The 7588-nt window shown below is 69.9% G+C and carries 2 protein-coding genes and 4 pseudogenes; 4 read left to right on the plus strand and 2 right to left on the minus strand.

Annotated features, from left to right (window positions below):
* From I5G_RS26435 to glgB, 4 genes and pseudogenes are all read left to right on the plus strand, one after another.
* A pseudogene (locus I5G_RS26435) lies at positions 1 to 205 on the plus strand (hypothetical protein); the annotation flags it as partial.
* A pseudogene (locus I5G_RS21685) lies at positions 201 to 1070 on the plus strand (glycogen debranching enzyme); the annotation flags it as partial. The pseudogenes I5G_RS26435 and I5G_RS21685, both read left to right, overlap by 5 nt.
* A 268-nt stretch (positions 1071 to 1338) precedes the next feature.
* Positions 1339 to 3306: a maltotransferase domain-containing protein gene (locus I5G_RS09680; RefSeq protein WP_026095813.1), complete on the plus strand. Its 1968-nt coding sequence runs from the start codon at positions 1339 to 1341 to the stop codon at positions 3304 to 3306.
* A pseudogene (gene glgB, locus I5G_RS21690) lies at positions 3303 to 5440 on the plus strand (1,4-alpha-glucan branching protein GlgB). The gene I5G_RS09680 and the pseudogene glgB overlap by 4 nt, the downstream one beginning before the upstream one ends.
* A gap of 52 nt (positions 5441 to 5492) precedes the next feature.
* On the opposite strand, the gene I5G_RS09690 reads toward glgB, so the two are convergent.
* Both I5G_RS09690 and I5G_RS09695 read right to left on the minus strand, forming a co-directional pair.
* A complete protein-coding gene (locus I5G_RS09690; RefSeq protein WP_022878881.1) occupies positions 5493 to 6443 on the minus strand; it encodes a tetratricopeptide repeat protein in 951 nt (316 codons plus the stop codon).
* Positions 6440 to 7588: pseudogene (locus I5G_RS09695) on the minus strand (glycosyl transferase); the annotation flags it as partial. The gene I5G_RS09690 and the pseudogene I5G_RS09695, both read right to left, overlap by 4 nt.

Raw genomic sequence — 7588 nt, forward strand, 5'->3', positions numbered from 1 at the left:
GCCGCGTGAGCCGCGCGTCGGCGTCTTCCGGCCGATCGCGCGCTCCACCGCCGAGCGCGACTACGTGCTCGAGATGCTGCTCGACCACGACGGTGTCGACCTCGCGTACGACGACTGCGTCGGCGTCACGTACGACGACGTCCGCGACGACGCCGACGCGGCGCTCGGGCGCATCGTCGAGCGGTACAAGGCCGTCGAGGGTCGACTACGCCCGACGCGCGAGCACGGCGCCCGTCGGCATCGGCGGCTTCGCGACACGCCTCGCCGGGTCGTCGAACACGTTCTCGGAGGAGCGCGGACCTCTGGCGAGCGTCAACTTCGTCACGGCCCACGACGGCTTCACGTTGCGCGACCTCGTCTCGTACGACGTCAAGCACAACCTGGGCAACGGCGAGCAGAACCGCGACGGTGCCGCCNCGAACCGGTCGTACAACCACGGCGCCGAGGGCAAGACCGACGATCCGCGCATCCTCGCGACGCGCCGCAAGGCGATGCGCAACCTCCTCGGCACGCTGCTGCTGTCGGCCGGGGTGCCGATGATCACGGCCGGTGACGAGCTCGGGCGCACGCAGCGCGGCAACAACAACGCCTACTGCCACGACACGCCGCTGACCTGGGTCTCGTGGGACCTCGCGCCCTGGCAGGAGGACCTCTTCGCGCACACGCAGCGGCTGCTGCGTCTGCGCCGCGAGAACCCGGCACTGCGCCCCGTCCGCTTCGCGCGCCTCGGGGAGCGCATCCCCTCCGCCTCGCTCATGGACTGGTTCGACGAGCGCGGCGAGACGATGTCGAGCGACCGATGGACCGACCCGTCGCACCGGACGCTGCAGTACCTCGCGACCTCGACGCCCGAGAACGAGGAGCCCAATCGCATCCTGCTCGTCGTGCACGGGAACGAGAGTCCGATCGACGTGACGCTGCCCGTCCTCGCGGACGAGGTGGAGTACGTCTCGCTGTGGTCGAGCGCCGACGAGGCGCCGTCCGACGACACGCCGCGGCTGGCGCCCGGCGAGGTCTTGCCGTTCGTCGGCACGTCGATGCGGCTGTTCCGCGTGGACGCACGGGACTGACGGCGCGGCGTCCGGCTAAGCACGTTCGCCCGTTCGGTGTGCGCGGGCCGCTCCCCGACGAGCGTGGCGCACCGTCGGCGAACCCGGTCACTCTGTCAAGGCCCGGGGCAAGCCCTGCGGGAACGTCGGTGCCCCACGATAGGTTCGGAACGTGGCCACCACGACGACGACCCCGACGCCCGTTCCCGCTTGGCGCAGCGCCGCCTCGATCCCCGTGCGTCCGATCACACCGACGCCCTCGAAGGGGGTGGTGACGCCACGGATCCCGCTGGCGCTGCCGCATCCGTCCGTCCCGGGCGGGAAGTTCCGTCCCTCCGCGTACGTCGGTGAGGCCGTCCCCTTCACCGTGACGGCGTTCCGCGAAGGGCACGACAAGATCGGCGTGCAGGTGCGGCTCTTCTCGCCCTCCGGCGACGAGTCGCTGCACCGCCTCTCGCCGCTGAACGACGGGTTCGACCGCTGGTCGACGCTGATCGCTCCGCTCGAGCAGGGTGTGTGGCGGTTCCGCTTCGAGGCGTTCGCCGACGAGTTCGCGACATGGGAGCACGCCGCCGACCTCAAGATCGCGGCGGGCGTCGACTCCGCGCTCATGCGCGAGATGGGGGCGCAGCTCTTCGACCGCGCGCGCGGTGAGAAGAAGCGCCCGGGTACCGACAAAGACCTGCTGTACGACGCCGCACGCACGCTGCGCGACCCCGATACGCACGACGACGTCGCCCTACAGGTCGTCCGCGACCCCGCGATCGCGGCGATCTTCGACGCACGCCCGCTCATGGGCCTGACGTCGGCTGGGAAGGATGCCGAACTCCTCGTCGAACGCGAACGCGCCGGTGTGGGCGCCTGGTACGAGTTCTTCCCGCGCTCCGAAGGCGCCACCCGTGCCGAGGACGGGTCCGTGATCAGCGGCACCTTCCGGACCGCTGTCGACCGCCTCCCGGGCGTCGCCGACATGGGCTTCGACGTGCTGTACCTGCCCCCGATCCACCCGATCGGCGAGCAAAACCGCAAGGGCCCCAACAACACCCTCGTCACCTCCCCCGGCGACCCCGGCTCGCCGTGGGCCATCGGCGGTCCGGCCGGCGGACACGACACCGTCCACCCCGACCTCGGCACCCTCGAGGACTTCCGCGCCTTTGTCGACGCAGCGCGCGAGAACGGCATCGAGGTCGCACTCGACCTGGCACTGCAGGCCTCGCCCGACCACCCGTGGGTCGCGGCACACCCCGAGTGGTTCACGACGCTCCCCGACGGCTCGATCGCGTACGCCGAGAACCCGCCGAAGAAGTACCAGGACATCTACCCGGTCAACTTCGACAACGATCCCGCCGGCATCCGGGCCGAGGTCCTCCGCATCGTGCGGCACTGGATCGCGCAGGGCGTGAAGATCTTCCGCGTCGACAACCCGCACACCAAGCCCCTGCAGTTCTGGGAGTGGCTGATCGCGACGGTGAGCGCCGAGGAGCCCGACGCGGTCTTCCTCGCCGAGGCCTTCACGCGGCCCGCTCCCCTGCAGGGCCTGGCGATGGCGGGTTTCCAGCAGAGCTACACGTACTTCACGTGGCGGAACACCAAGCAGGAACTCGAGGAGTTCTTCGACGGCCTCGCCCACGAGACGGCCGACTTCCTGCGACCGAACCTCTTCGTGAACACGCCCGACATCCTCACCGAGTACCTGCAGTTCGGCGGGCGTCCGGCGTACAAGATCCGCGCGGCCCTCGCAGCCACCGCGGCCCCGACGTACGGCGTGTACGCGGGTTATGAGCTGTACGAGAACATCGCGCGGCCGGGCTCGGAAGAGAACATCGACAACGAGAAGTACGAGTACAAGTTCCGCGACTGGGCGAGCGCCGAGGCCGCGGGCGACTCCCTCGCCCCGTACCTCCGTCGCCTCAATGGCATCCGGCGCGAGCACCCCGCGCTCCGCCAGCTGCGCAACCTGCACGTGCAGTGGAGCGACGACGACGCGATCCTCGTCTACGCCAAGCACCTCGACGCCGCGCTGTCGCCGACCGGCACCTCCGACACGATCATCGTCGTGGCCAACGTCGACCCCCACTCGGCGCGCGAGACGACCGTGCACCTGGACACCACGATCTGGGGCATCGATCCCGGCACCCCCTACGAGGTCGAAGACCTCATCACGGGTGCCGCGTGGACCTGGACCGATCACAACTTCGTGCGCCTGGACGCATTCGCCGAACCCGTGCACATCCTGCACGTGAAGGAGTCTCGATGACCGCTCTTCCTCCCGAACTCCTGGATGCCGTCGCCCACGGCGCCCACCACGACCCCCACAGCGTCCTCGGGGTGCACGAGACCGCCGACGGCTGGGTGATCCGCACGCGGCGGCCCCTTGCGAACGAGGTCGTCGCGGAGCGCGAGGACGGTACCACCGTCGAGTTGACGCACACCCGCTCGGGTATCTGGGAGGGCGTCGTCGACGAGGCGCCCGGTGCCTACCGCGTGCGCGCGACGTACGACGGCGGGGCGGATCACGTCGCCGACGACCCCTACCGGCACGTCCCCTCGCTCGGCGAGCTCGACCTGCACCTCATCTCGGAGGGCCGGCACGAGGAGCTGTGGCGCGTCCTCGGCGCGCACGTGCGCGAGCTCGACGGCTCGACCGGCACGGCGGTCACGGTGTGGGCGCCCGACGCCCGCGCGGTGCGCGTCATCGGCGACTTCAACGGCTGGACGGTACGGGCAGCGCCCTCCGCTCGATGGGCGGCAGCGGTGTGTGGGAGCTCTTCGTCCCCGGCGTCGGTGTCGGCGCACGCTACAAGTTCGAGATCCTCACCCGCGCCGGCGCCTGGATCCAGAAGGCCGACCCGATGGCGCGCCTGGCGGAGACGCCGCCGGCGACGGCATCCGTCGTCACCACCTCCGACTACCGGTGGGAGGACGACGCGTGGATCGAGGAGCGGTCCCGCACCGCTCCCATCGACCGCCCGATGTCGATCTACGAGCTGCACCTGGGCTCGTGGCGCCCCGGGCTGTCGTACCGCGCCGCGGCCGACGAAATCATCGCCTACGTGGGCGCCCAGGGGTTCACGCACGTCGAGTTCCTGCCGCTTGCCGAGCACCCGTTCGGCGGGTCGTGGGGCTACCAGGTGTCGGGCTACTACGCGCCGACGAGCCGGTTCGGCGACCCCGACGACCTGCGCTACCTCATCGACCGCCTGCACCAGGCGGGCATCGGCGTGATCATGGACTGGGTCCCCGGCCACTTCCCCAAGGACGACTTCGCGCTGGCGAAGTTCGACGGCGAAGCCCTCTACGAGCACCCCGATCCCCGCCGCGGCGAGCACAAGGACTGGGGCACCCTGATCTTCGACTACGGCCGCAACGAGGTGCGCAACTTCCTCGTCGCGAACGCGCTGTACTGGTTCGAGGAGTTCCACGTCGACGGCCTTCGCGTGGATGCCGTGGCATCCATGCTCTATCTCGATTACTCCCGCAATGACGGCGAGTGGGCCCCGAACCAGTTCGGCGGCCGCGAGAACCTCGAGGCGATCCGGTTCCTGCAGGAGGTCAACGCCACCGCGTACAAGCGCTACCCGGGGATCGCGATGATCGCCGAGGAGTCGACGAGCTTCCCCGGTGTCACGGCCCCCACCGCGCACGCGGGACTCGGCTTCGGGTTCAAGTGGAACATGGGCTGGATGAACGACTCGCTCCAGTACATCGCGCGCGACCCGATGTACCGCTCGCACCACGAGGGCGAGCTGTCGTTCTCGTTCGTGTACGCGTTCAGCGAGAACTTCATCCTGCCGATCAGCCACGACGAGGTCGTGCACGGAAAGGGCAGCCTCTTCGGACGCATGCCGGGCGACCACTGGCAGAAGCTCGCGAACATGCGCGCATTCCTCGCGTACATGTGGGGCCACCCCGGCAAGCAACTGCTGTTCATGGGCCAGGAGTTCGGGCAGATGTCCGAGTGGTCGGAGTCGCGCGGACTCGACTGGTGGATGCTCGACCAGCCGTCGCACGCCCAGCTGCACTCGTTCGTGGGCGAGCTCAACCGCGTCTACAAGGACCACGCCCCGCTGTGGTCGCGTGACCACGACGGCGCCGCGTTCTCGCGCCTCGGTGCTCCGGCGTGGAACCCGAATGTCCTCGCGTTCGCGCGCCGCGACCACCACGGCAACACGATCGCCGTCGTCTGCAACTTCTCGGGTGTGCCGCTCGGCGACTTCCCGCTGGACCTCCCCGAGGCCGGCACATGGACCGAGGTGCTCAACAGCGATGCCGAAGCGTTCGGCGGCTCGGGCCAGGGCAACTTCGGTGCGGTCACCACGGACGGGCGTGGCAGCGCGGTCCTGACGCTCCCGCCGCTCGGTGTGCTCTGGCTGCACCACCGCGCCGGCTGAGCCCCGACGACGAGAAATGGCCCCGTCGGAAGACGGGGCCATTTTCGTGGAATCAGAACAGCAGGGATGCCAGTCGCGACCGCGCTCGGATCACCCGGGGGTCCTCGTCGCCGATGAGTCCGAAGAGCTCGAGCAGTCGCTCCCGCACGGGTGCACGCTCGTCCGACGGGAGCACCGCGAACAGGTCCAGGAGGCGTCCGAAGGCGTCCTCCACATGGCCGCCGGCGATGTCGAGGTCGGCGACCACGAACTGCGCCTCGGGGTCGGTCGGGGCTGCCGCTGCGGCGGCGCGGGCCGACTGCAGGTCGACGCCCTGGACGCGGTCGAGCAGACGCACCTGGCCGAGACCTGCACGGGCATCGGCGTCGCGCGGGTTCTCGGCGAGGGCCTTCTCATAGGCCGCGATCGCGCGCGGGTAGTCGCCCTCTTCGATGGCGGCGAAGGCCTCGGCGTGGAGCGGCGGCAGCGGCTGCTCCGCGGGCTCCTCGGCACCGGCGTCGGCCCCGTCGACGGGGACGGTCCCGGTGACGCCGTGCTGCGCCGCGAGCTGCAGCAGCTGGGCGAAGACCTCGCGCACCTGCTGCTCGGGCACGGCACCGGTGAACAGGGGCACCGGCTGCCCCGCGACCAGCGCGACGACCATGGGGATGGACTGGGCGCGGAAGCCCTGGGCGAGCTGCGGGTTCGCGTCGACGTCGACCTTGGCGAGCACGACCTTGCCGGCGAGCTCGACGACGACCTTCTCGAGGACGGGGCTCAGCTGCTTGCACGGACCGCACCACTCGGCCCACAGGTCGACCACGACGGGCACGCTGCGCGAGAGCTCGAGGACCTGACCGAAGGACGCATCGGTGACATCGAACACGAGGGACGACGCGGGGGCGCCTCCCGCAGCGGCCGGCGTGGCACCCTGCGCGGGCGCGGCGGGCGGCTGGGGACGGTTGCGCAGCGACGAGAGGTCGACGGCGCCGCGCAGAACGGAACCGGGGGTCGGAGTGCTCACGGAGACACCTTCGCTTCGAGGAGGCTGGAACGGTAGCCCAGCAGTCGGATCTTGTCGTTCGATCCCTGGCTGGGCACGTAGAAGAAGATCTGGTCGGTGTAAGTCGTGGTGAACCCCGTCGCGGACTGATCGACGCCCGTGAGCGCCTTCACGGCGGGGTTGTTGTCGAGCTTGATGACGGCATCCGGGTTCGTCGGCTTGGCCGTGTCGCTCTCGTAGACGTTGACCGCGACGATCGCGCCCGTGTCGAGGGTCGCGAGCGCGATCGGCGACGCGGGGCCGGCAGCGGCCGAGAAGCTGATCTGAGCGGTGTCCTTGCCCGTCTGGTTCAGTTCGTCGGTGCGGTTCTTCTTGTTCTCCTCGATCGCCGGCAGCAGCAGATCGTTCGCGGTGTCGAAGGACCCCCACGACGGGCTGTTCTGCCCGTTGTTGATGAGGTCCGCGTAGGCCGTGGCGACCTGCTTCGGTGCCATGACGAGGAACGACGAGTCCGGCGGCACCTGCGTCGCGCCGACGTACGGTGCGGCGAGCTCGGGCAGGTTCGTGGATGCCTCGAGGTTGCCGATGTAGGACACGCGGTACTCCGACCACGGGTCGTCCTGGGTCATCATCATGATCGAGGTCGTGGGGGCCGAGGCATCCGCGGATTCGACGACGGTCATCACCGTACGCGGCCAGCCCTCGGTCGTCTGCGGGAGAGTGATCTGCACCGGCTCCGCGGGGATGGCCGGCAACGCCGGACGATCGGGGATCGCCTTGCGAAGCGTGTAATTGGTCTTGCGTTCCGCCAGGGCCGGGCCCGTCAAGCGTGTCGCGGCCGCAGTCTCGTCCATGGTCGAGTCCGCCTCCGCGACGGCCGAGGAGATCCGTGACACGATCTTCGCGGCCTGACTCTCGGTGACGACCGGCGGGAACTGGCCCTCCGGGACGATGACAGTCGGTGACGCACTCGGCGTGTCGCTCGCGGCGATCTGCGGCCACGCATCCGCCGAGCAGCCGGAGAGCAGAGCCAGAGACACACCGACCGCGGGCACCGCGATCAGCGAGCGCCGCCGGGGACCGGGGGCGCCGAGGCTGCGTCGCGACGGCGTCGAGCTGATGACGCCCTTCGCCTCGGCATCCGTGTCGGCGATCGAGATCGGTTC

Source organism: Microbacterium sp. B19, from assembly GCF_000333395.1.
GTDB lineage: Bacteria > Actinomycetota > Actinomycetes > Actinomycetales > Microbacteriaceae > Microbacterium.